Below are 15,547 nucleotides of genomic sequence, written 5' to 3' on the forward strand. Positions count from 1 at the left end.
AACCGCCTCAGCCTCTGCTATGAGTCGGTGCAGATCGATCCCGTCCGGCACGGCGTCGGCCAGATCCCAAGAGGGGGGCAAATGATCAGGCACCCGTACCAAACTGAGCGAGCGCACCCCTGCCATCCTAAGCATTTCACTCATAATGGGCACGGACGCGTCCCCAGGTTTGTCTGCATCCCTCCAATAAATCACGTCCCGGTCTGCAAGGGGTGCGAAGTCGGCCCTTTGCAGTTGCCCCGTCCCCCTAACCAGCTCAGGCTCACCAAATCAGGAAAAATTTCAGCAGCGGCGTCGCAGGTCTTCTCTCCTTCGACAAGCAAGACCTTCTTACCAGCGGTGGCGGCAAGTCGGGCAAGTCCGTACAAAGGGTTCTTGTTGAGCCCTGACCCTTGATGCCGCCAACCCATAGCGTCGCCGAAATAGCAGTAGGGAACTACCAGCTTCCTGGGCTTTCCTTTCGAATCTCGTTCACGAGTATGATCAAAGCGCAGTGTGTAAAAGAGCAGGCGGCCGTCCCCGTCCTGATATTGCCAAACGTTCCGAAGCAGGAAGTCGGGCTTGTCTGGAAAACACCGGCCCAGGAGTATATCTGGGCTTTTTGCATTCTCCGGCACGGGCACTACCGCATGTTTCGCGTCGTGGTTATCTGCAAGGCGGCCCTTACCATCCGTGGGATCAAGTCCCATATCTGCCAGATCTTTTCTTATGCGCTCGCACGCACTTTTGAAATCAATTCCGAAAACAGCCTTGCACAGCGCAATGATGTCTCCACCTGTCTGGTCAGGGTTTGCAAAGTCCTTCCAGAGCTTCTTGTCGAAATTGAAGAAGAGGCTATCCCCTGCTTCTCCCCTGGTGCTTCCAACCAACCAGTTTCGACCCTGCAGCCGCCCGTTGGGTAGCCATAGGCGCACCAATTCCTCTGCATGGTTGTTGGCAATCGTTGTTATGTTGTTTTTGGACATCGCTACGCCTACGTCGCTTTCACGACGCTCCTGTTCCTGTTTGCTGAATTTCAGTGGGTCAGTGGGCCTACTTACGACGCGCCTCGAGCCAGGCACCTAGGTCGTCATACGCATAACGGATCCCGCGACCGAGCCTAAAATAGGGCGGGTTGATGCTCCCGTAGCCGCATCGACCTTTCTCGAGGGCCTGATACGAGATGTTGAGAAACCGTGCGGCTTCCTTGGTGGTTAAGACGTGCTTGCTCGCAAAAATCATGTTCGCTCCTGCAATCTCACATGGTGCGGAGCGAAATTGGCAACATACGCCCAATCACTCCGCACCGGCTGAACCGATGGGTTTGTTGAGCGCTTATATTTTGGAGTCTTCTGCGGGGTAACATAGCCTCTGCGCGGGGCTCCCCACCTGGTGAATTTACTTATGAAGTTTTGGCGCAGTCAAGAGCCAGCGGCATTCTAGAAATACAAGGAAACAAAATACACGTATTGCGCGTCCTAGCTCGATCCTGTCTCAGTCTGCGGCAGCGTTCTTTGAGACACAAGCGCTTCAATATGGGCCGCGACCAGGTGCGCCGCCTTTGTGCGAAATTCGGCACTGGGCAGTATGTAGCGTGCGGTAACATCGCTTGTGTCGATTGCGTGGTTGAGAAGAAGCTTTGTCGTGTAAGGATCAATGCCGGCTTGAATACAACACGTGGCGTATGTCCTGCGGACATCGTGAGGGGAGCAGCCGGGAATGAAATTGGGTTCTCTTGCAGCCACTAAATACCCGGTTCTTGACGAGGCTGGGAACACGAACTCGCTATTCGGATACATTCTTACGCCGACAGCTTTCAGCCCTCCAAGTATTAACGCTATCTGAGGCGTGAGCGGTATGTCGAAGGCCCTCGACGCGCCACCTTTCGGAAGCGGGCGGTGAATGTGATCCCCGTGAACGTCGGACCACCGGATGCTCGCCGCGTCTTCTTTTCGCAGGCCTGTGAAAAGAAGAAGCTTCCAATAGCCCGAACGTATCGGATTTTCTATTGAGCCCACCGCCTTCCACCAACTGGCGAGATCATTGGGCGCTATCGATCTACGTAGGTTCCGCTCTTTAAAGAACTCGATTGCCCGGCACGGGTTTTCGGAGATCACTGCAGTGAGCTTGTCTCGCGCATAGTTTATTATTTGCCCGGAGAAGCCGAGCAGCTTGATTGGCAACTGTGGGGCCACGTTTGTCCCATGATAAATGCCCGGCTCTCACGTCAGTCCTGGAAATTGTTGCCAGATCGCGTGATTTATAACGGCTTATTGATGCGCTCCAGTTACGTGCGTTGAGACGGAGGGTATTGGGGGATGCGCCGCGCCTCTTGAGGGCGGTTGTGTGTGCCATATATGCATCACTGAGGGATAATCCCGGCTCGTCGACTGCTTTGCGTTCTCCGACCAGATCACGCCCATGCCGTCCCGCAAGGGTATATTCCATTGCCATCGATCGCGCGCTTGCAACCGTGAACTCATGCAGCCGGCCAAGAACTTTCTTTCGTTGTACGCCATTTGCGAGTCGATATTGCACGAACAAGGTGCAGATGCCTTTATTGGCGCGGTAAGCACCCAGTCCCCTGACGTCGGTGTCCCAAACTATGGTTTTGGACGTCGTTCCGAATTCCTCGAAATGGCGCGTCAATGACGCAGCGGTGAATTTGAATTTCGTCATGGCGAAACGACCTCGTAGCAAATTCGCATCACGCTCTGGATAGCGCATGGAAAGGTCGTACAGTTCGTTTTACGAAAAGCGAATAGCATTCATAGGGTTACGAGGTATAAGGAAGCCCCAGAATAAACCAGCATACAGACGCTGTGCGATTGGGAAGCTGCTGCTCTACCATTGAGCTACACCCGCACGGCCTTTCAATTCCGATACAAACAGCCCGCTGTCAAGGGTTGTTAAGACTCTCTCAGCGCCTGCATGCTAGCGTCCGGCGTTGTCAACGCAATGAGGGCAGTAGCTGATGACAGGGCAGTCGATCCGTCTCGCCGAGATCATGGGCGCCCTCAGCCACGCACTCGACATGACGGAGGGCCAGCCGGCGGGGCATTGCACGCGCTGTTGCTGGATCGGCATGCAGATGGGTCAGGCGCTCGGCTTCTCGACCGAGAGCCTCGGCGATCTCTATTACACGCTGCTGCTCAAGGATCTCGGTTGCTCGTCGAATGCCGCGCGCATCTGCGAGCTCTACCTGGCCGATGACCTGACCTTCAAACGTGATTTCAAGCTGGTCGATTCCAGCCTCAACCAGGTGCTCGGCTTCGTCCTCAGCCATACCGGCCTGCAGGCGGGGCTCGCCGAGCGGTTCCGGGGCGTGCTGAACATCCTGCAGAATGGCGGGACAATTTCCCGCGAACTGATCGAGACACGTTGCCAGCGCGGCGCCGAGATTGCACGGCAGATGCGTTTTTCCGAAGCCGTGGCGCATGGCATTCTCGATCTCGACGAACACTATAATGGTGGCGGAAAGCCGCAGGGGCTACGCGGCGAAGACATTTCGCCCTTCGCCCGCATCGCGTTGATGTGCCAGGTCATCGACGTATTCTATGTCAGCGGCGGCAGGAATGCGGCCCGCGACGAGATCAAGCGACGCAGCGGCTCCTGGTTCGATCCGATCTTCGTCGCGACCTTTCTGAGGCTGTCGGATGGCGACGAATTCTGGGACACACTGGCCTCGGCCGATCTCGACAAGATCGTCCTGTCACTGGAACCTGGCCAGACGATCCGCCTGGCGGACGAGGATTACCTTGACGATATCGCCGCCGCCTTCGCCCGCGTGATCGATGCGAAGAGCCCCTTTACCTCCGGCCACAGCGAACGGGTCGCGCTCTTCACCGACCTGATTGCGGAGGAGATGGGGTATGACGCGGCGCGCCGACGCTGGGTGAAGCGTGCAGCCCTCCTGCACGATATCGGCAAGCTCGGTGTGAGCAACTCGATCCTCGACAAGAACGGCAAGCTCGACGGCGTTGAATGGGAGGCGATGAAGGCGCATGCGGCGCATTCCGAAGCCATCCTCGAGAAGATCGCGGTCTTCGCCGATCTCGCCCGCGTCGCCGGCGCCCATCACGAGCGTCTCGACGGCAAAGGCTATCCGCGGGGGATATCCGGCGATGCGATCTGCATCGACACGCGCATCATCTCGACAGCCGATGTCTTCGATGCCCTGACGGCGGATCGGCCCTATCGTGCGGCAATGCCGGTTTCCAAGGCGCTGGCAATCCTGCAAGAGGGTTCGGGCGCCTCGCACGACGCGCGCTGCATCGCCGCACTCGAACGCGCCATTGCCCGGGCCGATTTGCTGGCTGCGGCCTGAAATGGACGGAAAGTCTCTTCCGCGCCGCGGCGCTCCTTTGCTATGAGAATCCGACTCATTGCAAATGGAACGAACGCTTATGGTCCGCCTCAAGGCCCTTATCGAATCGCGTGGCTTCGAACTCGTCATCACCTGGCTCATTGTCGTCAACGCCGTGACGCTGGGGCTGGAGACGTCGTCTGCTGTGATGGCAAACTATGCTGCGCTTCTGTATTTCATCGATCATGCGTTGCTGACGGTTTTCGTTGTCGAGCTTGTCGCCAAGATGATCGTCTATCGCGCGGCTTTCTTCCGTGATCCATGGCGGATATTTGATTTTCTCGTCGTCGGCATTTCGCTCTTGCCGGCCAGCGGTGCGCTGTCCATTCTCCGTGCTCTGCGCGTCCTTCGCGTCCTGCGCCTCGTCTCAATCATCCCGTCGATGCGACGGGTCGTCGGCGGTCTCTTCCAGGCCCTTCCGTCGATGGGCTCGATCTTTCTGCTTCTGATGCTCGTCTTCTACGTCTTCGCGGTCATGGCGACGAAACTCTATAGCGCTGATTTTCCGGTCTATTTCGGCAATATCGCCGCCTCGGCCTTCACGCTGTTCCAGGTGATGACGCTGGAGGGTTGGGCCGCGGAGATCGTCCGGCCCGTGATGGAGAAGCATCCGCAGGCCTGGCTGTTCTTCCTGCCCTTTATCCTCGCCACGTCCTTCACCGTGCTCAACCTCTTCATCGGTATCATCGTCTCGGCCATGCAGACTGAGCACGAGGCCGAGGTGAAGGAAGCGCAGGCGGAAATGGAGGAGGAGCAGGCGGAAATCCTGCGCGAATTGCGCGAGATCCGTCGCGAGCTTACCGAACTACGCCAGGCGAAGCAGGGCTGATGGACTATTCTGCCGTGCCCCTGAAATGCTTGGAAAGCTTCAGGCCCTGCGCCTGGTAGTTCGAGCCGACGCCGGAGCCGTAGAGCGCCTCCGGCATTTCGTCCATATGCTCATAGACGAGCCGGCCGATGATCTGGCCGTGATCGAGGATGAAGGGCACGTCGTGGCTGCGTACCTCGAGCACCGCCCGCGCGCCGGCACCGCCCGCCTGGGCATGGCCGAAACCGGGATCGAAGAAGCCGGCATAGTGGACGCGGAATTCGCCCACCAGCGGATCGAAGGGCACCATCTCTGCCGCATAGAGCGGCGGCACATGGACGGCCTCGCGGCTCACAAGAATGTAGAACTCGTCCGGATCGAGGATCAGTTCGTTGCGGCCGCGGCTATAGATCGGCTCCCAGAAGTCGTAGACATCGTGGGCGGCCTTCACGTCGACATCGATGACCGCCGAATGCCGCTTGCCCCGATAACCGACAAGGCCGTCTGCACCGGTGCCCTTAAGGTCGATCGACAGCGCAATCGACGAACCCGATATGGCGGGCGTGTCGCTGGCGACCAGCGTGTCGGAGAGATGCAGCGCCAGCATCTCGTCTTCCTTGAGCAGCGATTGCCCATTCCTGAACCGGATCTGAGAAAGCCGCGAGCCGCGGCGCACGACGATGGGGAAGGTCTTCGGCGAGATTTCGAGATAGAGCGGGCCCTTGTAGCCAGCGGGAATCTGGTCGAATTCCTGCGCGTAGTCAGTGATCACGCGGGTGAAGATGTCTAGCCGGCCGGTCGAACTCTTCGGGTTTGTCGAGGCGGAAAGCGTAGTCGGCAGGTCGAGTGTTTCGAGGATCGGCACGATGTAGACGCAGCCGGTTTCCAGCACCGCGCCCTGGGCGAGGTCGATCACATGCAGCTTGAGCCGGTCGAGCTTGTCCGCAACCCGTTTCGAGGGTCCCGGCAGGAACGAGGCGCGCACGCGGAATGCCTTCGAGCCCAGCCTGAGGTCGAGGCTCGCCGGCTGGATCTGATCGGTATCGAGAGGGACGTCGGCGATGAGCCGACCTTCGTCGAACAGTGTTCTTATTGCGCGATCTGCGAGAATGCCGGCCATTTCGTCTCCCTTTGCCGGGACAATAGAAACCTCGTCCAATTGACGCAAGCGGGCAGATGGAGTAAGCCCGATCTGTCCCGTGGTGATTTGGCCGGCCGGCTTGCAGCCACGTAAAATAAGTAGCTAAAAAGGCCGGGTTCGTTGGAAACCGGCCTGCTTTTTGCGGCCGGTTTTTTGATGTCTGAAGGTGATGAAATGAGCAAGAACTGGCGGCCGGCAACCAAACTCGTCCACGGCGGCACCCTGCGTTCCCAATATGGTGAAACCTCGGAAGCGATCTTCCTGACCCAGGGTTTCGTCTATGACAGTTCCGAGGCCGCCGAGGCGCGCTTCAAGGGCGAGACGGAGGGCTTCATCTATGCCCGCTACGGCAGCCCGACCAATGACATGTTCGAAAAGCGCATGTGCCTGCTCGAAGGCGCCGAGGATGGCCGTGCCACGGCATCCGGCATGGCTGCCGTCACCGCCGCGATCCTTTGCCAGCTCAAGGCGGGCGATCATATCGTCGCTGCGCGCGCGCTCTTCGGCTCCTGCCGCTGGGTGGTCGAGACGCTGGCGCCGAAATACGGCATCGAATGCACGCTGATCGACGGCAAGGATCTGTCGAACTGGGAAAAGGCAGTCCGCCCGACCACGAAGGTGTTCTTCCTGGAGAGCCCGACCAATCCGACGCTCGAAGTCGTCGATCTCGCCGGCGTTTCCAAAATCGCCAACCAGATCGGCGCCAAGGTCGTGGTCGACAATGTCTTCGCGACACCGCTCTTCCAGAAGCCGCTTGAGCTCGGTGCCCATATCGTCGTCTATTCGGCGACCAAGCATATCGATGGCCAGGGCCGCTGCCTCGGCGGCATTGTGCTGTCGGACAAGGAATGGATCGACGCCAATCTGCACGATTATTTCCGCCATTCCGGCCCGGCCATGTCACCGTTCAACGCCTGGGTTCTGCTCAAGGGTCTCGAAACCATGGCGCTGCGCGTCAAGCAGCAGACGGAGAACGCGACCAAGGTGGCTGATTTCCTCGCCAACCACAGTGCCGTGTCTCGCGTCATCTATCCGGGCCGCAAGGATCACCCCCAGGCCGATATCATCGCACGCCAGATGACCGGCGGCTCGACACTCGTTGCATTCGAACTCAAGGCAGGCAAGAACGCGGCCTTCGCGGTTCAGAACGGACTCGAGGTGATCAAGATCTCCAACAATCTCGGCGATGCCAAGAGCCTGATCACCCATCCGGCGACGACGACGCACAAGAACCTCACCGAGGATGCACGCGTTGAGCTCGGCATTTCACCGGGCCTGCTGCGGCTGTCGGCGGGTATCGAAGATGCCGACGATCTGATCGAGGATTTTGATCGGGCGCTGAGCAAGATCGGGAAATAAAGACCCCGCCCCAAACCCCTCCCACAAGTGCGAGGGGTTTGATATGCCTCGCGTCATGCGACTTCGCGCCTCCACTTGAGACGCTGCTTTTGGTGCGGGCGGTGCGGCGAATTAAGTCCTGCCTCTTTTGGCGGCGGTGCGGGGAGGCCTCGCGCTCGATCACGAAGCGTGGTAGCGCTACCACACTCGTTGAACAGTTGTACGACAAAAGGCCGGAATGGAATGCTTCGGCCTTGTCGCTGCAGCGCGTGGAGCGCTAAGACTCGGGCGATCCACTAGCGTGCTGGAAGCCCGAATGCCTGAAAATTCCGTCAAACGCCGCCTGCGTTCGCAGGACTGGTTCGACAATCCAGACCATATCGACATGACCTCGATCTATCTCGAGCGCTTCATGAATCAGGGGATCACCCCGGAAGAATTGCGTTCCGGGAGGCCGATCATCGGGATCGCGCAATCGGGCAGCGACATCAATCCTTGCAATCGCCATCACATCGAGCTCGCGAAGCGCGTCCGCGACGGCATCCGGGATGCCGGTGGAATTGCCATCGAGTTCCCGACCCATCCGCTGTTCGAGAACTGCAAGCGGCCCACCGCAGCGCTCGACCGCAATCTCGCCTATCTCGGGCTGGTGGAGTTGCTCTACGGCTATCCCTTCGACGGCGTGGTGCTGACCACCGGTTGCGACAAGACCACGCCATCCGCGCTCATGGCGGCTTCGACGGTCGACATTCCCGCTATTGTGTTGTCGGGCGGGCCGATGCTCGACGGCTGGCATGACGGCAAGCTTGCTGGCTCCGGCCTGGCGTTGTGGCAATCGCGGCGACGCTATGCGGCCGGCGAGATCGACCAGGAAGAGTTCATGTCGGCGGTGCTCGATTCCGCCCCGTCGATCGGCCATTGCAACACGATGGGCACGGCCTCGACGATGAATGCGCTGGCCGAGGCGCTCGGCATGTCGCTGACCGGCTGCGGCAACATCCCGGCCGCCTATCGCGAGCGCGGCCAGATGGCCTATCGCACCGGCCGACGCGCGGTGGAGATCGTGCATGAGGACCTGAAGCCGTCGGACATTCTGACGCGCGAGTCCTTCCTCAATGCCATCAGGACCAATTCGGCGATCGGCGGCTCGACCAACGCCCAGCCTCATCTCGCCGCCATGGCCAAGCATGCCGGCGTCGAGCTTCATCCCGAGGATTGGCAGGTCCACGGCTACGACATCCCGCTGCTCGCCAATGTGCAGCCGGCGGGTCAATATCTTGGCGAACGGTTCCATCGCGCGGGCGGCACGCCGGCCGTCATGTGGGAACTGCTCCATAACGGCAAGCTGAGCGGCGACTGTCGCACCATCACGGGCAAGACCATGGCGGAGAATCTCGTGGGACGCGAGGCCAGCGACCGTGAGGTGATCTACACCTACGCCGCACCGATGATGGAGCGCGCCGGCTTCCTGGTTTTGAAGGGCAATCTCTTCGACTATGCCATCATGAAGATGAGCGTGGTTTCCGACGACTTCCGCCGGCGTTATCTTGAAGAGCCGGGCAAGGAAGGTGTGTTCGAGGGCAAATGCGTGGTGTTCGACGGGTCCGAGGATTACCACGCCCGCATCAACGACCCGGTACTGGGTATCGACGAGAACACGATCCTGGTCATCCGCGGTGCCGGACCGAAGGGTTGGCCGGGTTCGGCCGAGGTTGTCAACATGCAGCCGCCGGACCACCTGCTCAAACGCGGCATCAAGAGCCTGCCGACGATCGGCGATGGCCGGCAGTCGGGGACGGCGGACAGCCCGTCGATCCTCAACGCTTCGCCCGAGAGTGCGGCCGGCGGTGGTCTCGCCTGGCTCCGCACCGGCGATGTGATCCGCATCGATTTCAACCACGGCCGCTGCGACATGCTGGTGGAGTATGCCGAGATCGAGCGGCGCAAGGGCGACGGCATTCCCGCCGTCCCGGCGGATGCCACGCCCTGGCAGCGGCTCTATCGCAGGACGGTCAATTCGCTGGCCGAGGGCGCCACGCTCGAAGGCGCCACAGACTTCCGGCAGATCGCGAAGAACCCGCCGAGGCACAATCACTGAGCCAGGACGAGATCGAGTGCTGCAGAGGGTGGCTCAATATCGAACGGGATCTGGGGGATGATGCCGCACGAGAAGCGGCGCGGGCGGATTTTCCGAGGGACTTTCGAGGCTTGCCCGGTGTTTGCGCTCGCGCTGTTCCAGGCCGCGAAGGCCGGCCCGCAGGGGCCGGCGATCAGGAGTTCAGGCATTGCCCTCGATCAGGCTCGAGACGGAGGTCTGGAGCGCAGGCGCTATGCGCTTGAGGTGCTGAATATCGATCTCAATGCCATCTTCGATACGCGAGATTTCCGCGCTCGTCAGGCCACACGTGACCGCCAGATCTTCGAGGCTATAGCCAGCCGTCTGGCGAATCTTCTTAACGCGATTTCCGACGCTCAGGACGTCGATAATTTCATTTTCGGGTTGATCGAGATGATTGAGAGATATGTTCATACATGGTCCCTTCGTATCATGCCCTGGCGAAGCCGTCGGGCGCCAATACTGATTGTCCCTTCCTTGGACAGGCAACTAATATGCTGCACATGCGAAGAGAACAAGCGCGGAGTGGTAGTGTTTTGTTAAGATTCTCGCCGCGGGACCGTGGCGAAAACGCGCACCGACAGCCCCTGTCTTTGCGTTAAGGACTGCATCTTTAGGTGAAACAGAGAGATGGAATGGTACGGTTGGGGGGTCTCGAACCTCCGACCTCAGGAGCCACAATCCTGCGCTCTAACCAACTGAGCTACAACCGCACATCCATTCGAATGCCTTAGCATTCATGGGGGTGACATACGAGGGGAAAGATTTTTTTTCAAGCCCCTCGGCCACTTTTTTCCAACTTGATCATAGCTATATCGCGCCATGGTGTCCGATGCTGTTCCCGCAGGAACAGAAAGGCCGGGATTGCTCCCGGCCTACGCTTTTACATGCGACGCATCACGAAATGTGGATATTTCAGGCGCTCAGCTTGAAGGATGCCATGGCCTTTTCAGTGGCGGCCTTGCCGGGCTTCGAGACTTCTTCAGCAACCTTCTTGGAGGCCTCAGTGAGAGCCTTGACCTGTTCGACGGCGGTTTCGGCCTGCTTGCGGAAAAAGCCGCTCTGCAGTTCGAAGAGTTCAGAAACCGACTTCACGCCGAGCAGAGCTTCGAGGTGAGCGAGCGAGCTCTCGGTGTTGGTGCGGATCATGCCGATGGCGGTCATGCCGAGTTCGACAGTGCCAGCCTGGGCGCTCTGAAGGGTCGCTTCGACGGTCTTGGAGGCTTCTTCAGTCGCTTCCTTCACCTTGGCGAGGGTTTCCTTGGTCTTGACCGAGCCCTTTTCGGCGAGGTCACGGAGGTTGTCGGAGAGCTTCGAGGGGTCGAAGGCCTGGAAGGAGAAGACGTCGTCGGTAGCAGTTTTCTTCACGAATGCCATGTTGCATGCTCCTTGGAATTGGGTTGGCCGTTTGTCCGGCCTTGTTTATTCAATGAGCGTTATATAGCACGTCTTTTTGTGCAGTGCAACATAATAATGCAATGCAGCAATGTTAACCCTTTCATGCAATTCCCGCATGGCAGTGTGGACCCCCGTCGCCGGAAAAGTTATTAATGAGGTGTTAATGCCGCATTAACCAGTTTTGCGTATCCGGGAATCCCGCCAATGCCGCAGGTTCACTATCCGTTCATTGATATTGCCGTGCATCCTGCCGTCAGGACGCATTTCGCGGCAGGGGATGCGGTCGTGCTGTTTTCCCGCGATATGAACGATGTTCTGTGGGCCAACGGCGAGGGTGCGCGGCTGTTCGGCCACCGCGAGATCTACGATCTGCTCGAGGGTGGTCCTGAGCGCAGCGGCGTGGCGTTTCGCCAGCTGGCGGCTGCCGCCGCCCAGCTTTCCCTGCCGGGCGACAAGCGCGGTTTTGCGATGCGCATCACCTCTGGCTTCAAGAGCTCGGCCGTCCAGGCGGAGGTCAATCTTGTTGTCGTCGGGCGCGATGAAGCCGTGATGTTTTCTGCTCCCGCTGCGAATGGCAAGGCCGGCCTGTCGGCGCTGCTTTCCGGATTTGACGATCCCGATACGCATATGGCGGTGCTCGGCCGTGATGGAGAGGTGCTCGTCGCGTCGCCGGGTTTCGCACATCTCGGCGTGTCGCCTGAGACGTCGCGCCTCCTGATCACTGCGGTGGCCCGTAGCGCCGACGGTCTCGTCAAGCGGCCTGTTCCCTCCGGCGCCGGTTATCTGCCGGCGGCGATCGGGCGGCTGTCGGATGATCTCTATCTGCTGTTCTGTGTCGAGACCTCGATTGGCCGCATGGATGCGCCGGAGGATCGGCACGAGCTGACGCCAGCAGTTGTGGAGCCGGTTGCGGAATTCCTGCACGAGCCAGAAGCCGAAACGGCTGAAGTCGATGACGCCGTTGTGGGTGATACCGGCGACGAAACGCCAGCCGAAGACAGCGCTCCGGCCAAAATGCTGGCGGCCGACGCCCAAGTGGCTGATGAGCCGGCGACCGAGCCATCCGAATTTGAAGAGCCGGTTGTCGCGGAAGAACCGATCACGGAGACGGAGATCTCCTCTGCTGTTTTGGAGCAGATCGGGGAAGCTCCCGTCCAAGCAGTTGAAATCGGCATCCCTGAAATCGAGCAGGGTGCGGTTGAGGAAGACATTGGCGATATGGCCGCTATCGATGGCGCCTCGGCAGACGCGGTCGAGGCCGCATCGTCGGATGTCAACGAGGCCGGGGAAGAGCAGGTTGCCGGGACCGAGGTCGCTTCCGCAGCTTTGGACCAGATCGACGAAACATTCGCTTATGCTGATGAAGCCGGCATCTCCGACATCGAGGAAGGAGCGGCCGAGGAAGACATCGGCGATCTCGCCGCCATTGATGGCGCTTCGCAGGAGGAGATCGAGGCCGCATCATTGGATGTGAACGAGATCGAAGAGCAGGTGCCCGAAACGTCGATCGGTTCGGCCGACCTTGCGGCCGACATGGCGGATGCATCTGTCGAATCACCGGCGACGCTGCTCGCAGAAGTCGACTCGCCCGAGTTGGCGGCAGACATCGCCGAGGCCGCCGATAACACCGCAGAGGTGCCCGAGGAGTTCCAGGAATCCCAGTCCGAAGAAGCTGCGACGAGCGAAATCCCGGTTCAGCCTGAATTCGATGCCTCGCAGGCCGTGCCACAAGCCGAAGCCAGCGATGAGGTCGCCGGGCATGACGAGTCGTATATTGGCGACGAGGCGGCCGATCAGCGGAGTGAACCGACAGAACTCGCTGCCGACATCGCCGAATCCTCGAGCGACTCCGCCGTCGTCGTGGCCTCCGACGTCGAATCTCCCGAGCTTGCCGCCGATGTCGCCGAAAGCAGTGACACGGCCGAACAGGCCCCCGAAGAGTTCGAGGAAGCACAGGCGCAGGCTGAGGAGAACGAGCCGGAAGCTGTATCCGAGCCGGAACTGGCGTCCGAGGAGCCGCCCATCGAGGCGGGTCATGTCGAAGGCTTCCATTTCGATCGGCGCACGCGGCCGGTGCGCTTCGTCTGGAAGCTCGACGCCAATGGCACCTTTGCCGAGGTTTCGGACGAATTCGCCCGCACGGTCGGGCCGCATTCGGGCAACATCGTCGGCCAGTCGTTCCGCGATCTCGCGGCCCTTTTCGACCTTGATCCCGGACAGCAGATAACCGGCCTTCTCGATCGGCGCGACACCTGGTCGGGCCGCACCATCAAGTGGCCAGTTGAAGGCACCGACCTTGTCGTGCCGGTCGACCTTGCTGCACTACCGACCTATTCGCGCAACCGTGAATTTGACGGCTTCCGCGGCTTCGGCATCATCCGCGTCGGCGATGCCGAGAGCGATCCGAACGGCTTCGGCCTCACCATATCCCCGGCGACGGCGTCCGCTGAGCGCGCGGTGGAGGACGAAACATCAGAGGATGCGAAGACGCCGACCGACGCATTCCGGGGCGAAGTGCCGGCGCTCGACATGGTCTCCACTCCGCTCGCGAATTTCTCCGACAAGATCATCCAGCTCGAGGAGCGCAGGGCCAAGGCCACGCGCGACGGGTTGAGCGCCAGCGAGCAGGCCGCACTCAAGGAGATCGCCCGCCAGCTCGAACCCTTCGGCAAGCGGCCGAACGAGGACATTCTGAAATCGACCAGCGGGCTGCTGCAGACCGAGGACTCGGAGGAAGGCGCCGACGATCGTTTCGACGATGCGCTTGTGCAGGGCGGCGACGCCGTGCAGGCGACTGACGACGATGCCGGCGATTTCGAGGACGACGGTGCGGAGCTCGACGAACAGGGCGTGCAGACTCTGTTCGAGGATCTGGGCACGGGGCCCGGGCTGACGGCCTACGCGCTCGATCAGGTGCCGATGGCGATCCTGATCCACGCGGGCGACAGGCTGATCGAGGCGAACAGCGAGTTCCATCGGCTGACCGGCTACGAGTCGATCAATGATCTCGATCGGGCAGGGGGCCTCGATGCGCTGATCACGCGCCGCGAAGGCCCCGACGCCGGAGTCTATCTCGTCCGCTCCGATGGCATGCAGGTCCTCGTTTCTGCCCGGCTTCAGTCGGTGCGCTACGAAGGCTCAAGCGCGCTGATGCTGGCACTGACGCCGGCGGCCGGCACGCTGGCCGCGGTGACGACCGATCCGCAGATTATCGGCGAGAGCGATGCTGCCCGCAGACTGTCCGCACTTAAGGTCGAGGTCGATGAGTTGCACTCGATTCTCGAGACTGCGACCGACGGCGTGATCGTGCTGGACACCGAGGGCCGCATCCGCTCGATGAATCGTTCGGCGTCAGCACTCTTCAACTTCGACGACAACGAAACGCGCGGCAAGCCCTTTGCCATGCTGTTTGCCCATGAGAGCCAGAAGTCGGTGCAGGATTACCTCGCCGGTCTCGCGGGCCATGGCGTGGCGAGCGTGCTCAATGACGGCCGCGAGCTCATTGGCCGCGAGGCCTCCGGCGGCTTCATCCCGCTCTTCATGACCATGGGCCGCATGCCGGGCTCCAACAGCTATTGCGCCGTCATCCGCGACATCACGCAGTGGAAACGCTCGGAAGAGGAACTCCGCACCGCCAAGCGCGCCGCCGAGACTGCCAATCAGCATAAGAGCGATTTCCTCGCCCGCGTCAGCCACGAGATCCGCACGCCGCTCAACGCCATCATCGGCTTCTCCGACATGATCGCGAACGAGCATTTCGGCCCGGCAGGCCATCCACGCTATGTCGAATATGCCGCCGATATCGGCCGGTCCGGCCGGCACGTGCTCGACATCGTCAACGACCTGCTCGATATTTCGAAGATCGAGGCGGGCGAGATGGATCTCGAATTCGCCGCCGTCGGCATCAATGAATGTATCTCGGAAGCAGTCTCGCTCGTCCAGCCGCAGGCCAATGCCCAGCGGGTGATTATTCGCACATCGCTGTCGCAGTCGGTTCCCGATGTCGTTGCCGACCTGCGTTCCATCAAGCAGATAGCGCTCAACATCCTCGCCAACGCCATTCGCTACACGCCGTCGGGCGGGCAGATCGTCGTCTCGACGGCTTACGAATCCTCGGGCTCGGTGACATTAAGGATCCGCGACACCGGAGTCGGCATGTCCAAGGCCGAGCTCGATCAGGCGATGAAGCCGTTCGGGCAGGTTTCCTCGGGCACACGCCAGCGCGGCGACGGCACTGGGCTCGGATTGCCGCTCACACGGGCAATGACCGAGGCCAACCGGGCGACCTTCTCCATCCACTCGGCCCCCAACGAAGGAACGCTGGTCGAAATCACTTTCCCGCCCCAGCGCGTGCTTGCGGACTGATTGCCTCAGGCATAAAAGCCGGTTGAAACCTGACCG

General features: G+C 60.4%; 11 protein-coding genes, 1 tRNA gene and 1 riboswitch. Of the genes, 6 read left to right on the forward strand and 6 right to left on the reverse strand.

The window, feature by feature from the left end:
• Nucleotides 1–191: 191 nt before the first annotated feature.
• From AC2YI2_RS28480 to AC2YI2_RS28490, 3 genes are all read right to left on the reverse strand, one after another.
• Nucleotides 192–965 (reverse strand): hypothetical protein, encoded by a 774-nt coding sequence (locus tag AC2YI2_RS28480; RefSeq protein WP_487389915.1) that lies wholly within the window; start codon nt 963–965, stop codon nt 192–194.
• A gap of 492 nt (nt 966–1,457) precedes the next feature.
• Entirely contained in the window at nt 1,458–2,174 is a 717-nt protein-coding gene (locus AC2YI2_RS28485; RefSeq protein ID WP_487389916.1) for a tyrosine-type recombinase/integrase, read from the reverse strand.
• Nucleotides 2,056–2,706 carry a hypothetical protein gene (locus tag AC2YI2_RS28490; protein WP_487390031.1) on the reverse strand — a complete coding sequence of 217 codons (651 nt, stop codon included), beginning with the start codon at nt 2,704–2,706 and terminating at the stop codon, nt 2,056–2,058. The genes AC2YI2_RS28485 and AC2YI2_RS28490 overlap by 119 nt, the downstream gene beginning before the upstream one ends.
• Nucleotides 2,707–2,953: 247 nt before the next feature.
• On the opposite strand from AC2YI2_RS28490, the gene AC2YI2_RS28495 reads away from it, so the two are divergent.
• Together AC2YI2_RS28495 and AC2YI2_RS28500 are read left to right on the forward strand one after the other, a co-directional pair.
• Nucleotides 2,954–4,306: an HD-GYP domain-containing protein gene (locus tag AC2YI2_RS28495; RefSeq protein ID WP_487389917.1), complete on the forward strand. Its 1,353-nt coding sequence runs from the start codon at nt 2,954–2,956 to the stop codon at nt 4,304–4,306.
• A 64-nt stretch (nt 4,307–4,370) separates the two neighbouring features.
• Complete coding sequence (locus tag AC2YI2_RS28500; protein ID WP_487389918.1) at nt 4,371–5,174, forward strand: ion transporter; 804 nt, start codon at nt 4,371–4,373, stop codon at nt 5,172–5,174.
• 4 nt (nt 5,175–5,178) lie between these two features.
• Here AC2YI2_RS28500 and AC2YI2_RS28505 read toward each other — a convergent pair whose 3' ends face one another.
• Nucleotides 5,179–6,273, reverse strand: a complete 1,095-nt coding sequence (locus AC2YI2_RS28505; protein WP_487389919.1) for a 2'-deoxycytidine 5'-triphosphate deaminase — start codon at nt 6,271–6,273, stop codon at nt 5,179–5,181.
• 69 nt (nt 6,274–6,342) lie between these two features.
• Nucleotides 6,343–6,421, forward strand: a riboswitch (SAM riboswitch).
• A 47-nt stretch (nt 6,422–6,468) separates the two neighbouring features.
• Here AC2YI2_RS28505 and AC2YI2_RS28510 point away from each other — a divergent pair.
• From AC2YI2_RS28510 to AC2YI2_RS28520, 3 genes are all read left to right on the forward strand, one after another.
• Nucleotides 6,469–7,653: an O-succinylhomoserine sulfhydrylase gene (locus AC2YI2_RS28510; RefSeq protein WP_487389920.1), complete on the forward strand. Its 1,185-nt coding sequence runs from the start codon at nt 6,469–6,471 to the stop codon at nt 7,651–7,653.
• A gap of 295 nt (nt 7,654–7,948) precedes the next feature.
• Nucleotides 7,949–9,730: an IlvD/Edd family dehydratase gene (locus tag AC2YI2_RS28515; protein ID WP_487389921.1), complete on the forward strand. Its 1,782-nt coding sequence runs from the start codon at nt 7,949–7,951 to the stop codon at nt 9,728–9,730.
• 57 nt (nt 9,731–9,787) lie between these two features.
• Nucleotides 9,788–10,291, forward strand: a complete 504-nt coding sequence (locus tag AC2YI2_RS28520) for a hypothetical protein (RefSeq protein WP_487389922.1) — start codon at nt 9,788–9,790, stop codon at nt 10,289–10,291.
• Between the two features lie 93 nt (nt 10,292–10,384).
• Here the strand turns inward: AC2YI2_RS28520 and AC2YI2_RS28525 are convergent.
• Both AC2YI2_RS28525 and AC2YI2_RS28530 read right to left on the reverse strand, forming a co-directional pair.
• Nucleotides 10,385–10,461, reverse strand: a tRNA-His gene (locus AC2YI2_RS28525).
• Nucleotides 10,462–10,663: 202 nt separating this feature from the next.
• Nucleotides 10,664–11,125, reverse strand: a complete 462-nt coding sequence (locus AC2YI2_RS28530; protein WP_487389923.1) for a phasin family protein — start codon at nt 11,123–11,125, stop codon at nt 10,664–10,666.
• Nucleotides 11,126–11,350: 225 nt separating this feature from the next.
• Between AC2YI2_RS28530 and AC2YI2_RS28535 the strand changes: the two genes are divergently transcribed.
• Nucleotides 11,351–15,511 (forward strand): ATP-binding protein, encoded by a 4,161-nt coding sequence (locus AC2YI2_RS28535; protein ID WP_487389924.1) that lies wholly within the window; start codon nt 11,351–11,353, stop codon nt 15,509–15,511.
• Nucleotides 15,512–15,547 lie beyond the last annotated feature (36 nt).

This window comes from Rhizobium sp. SRI_017 (genome assembly GCF_057586295.1).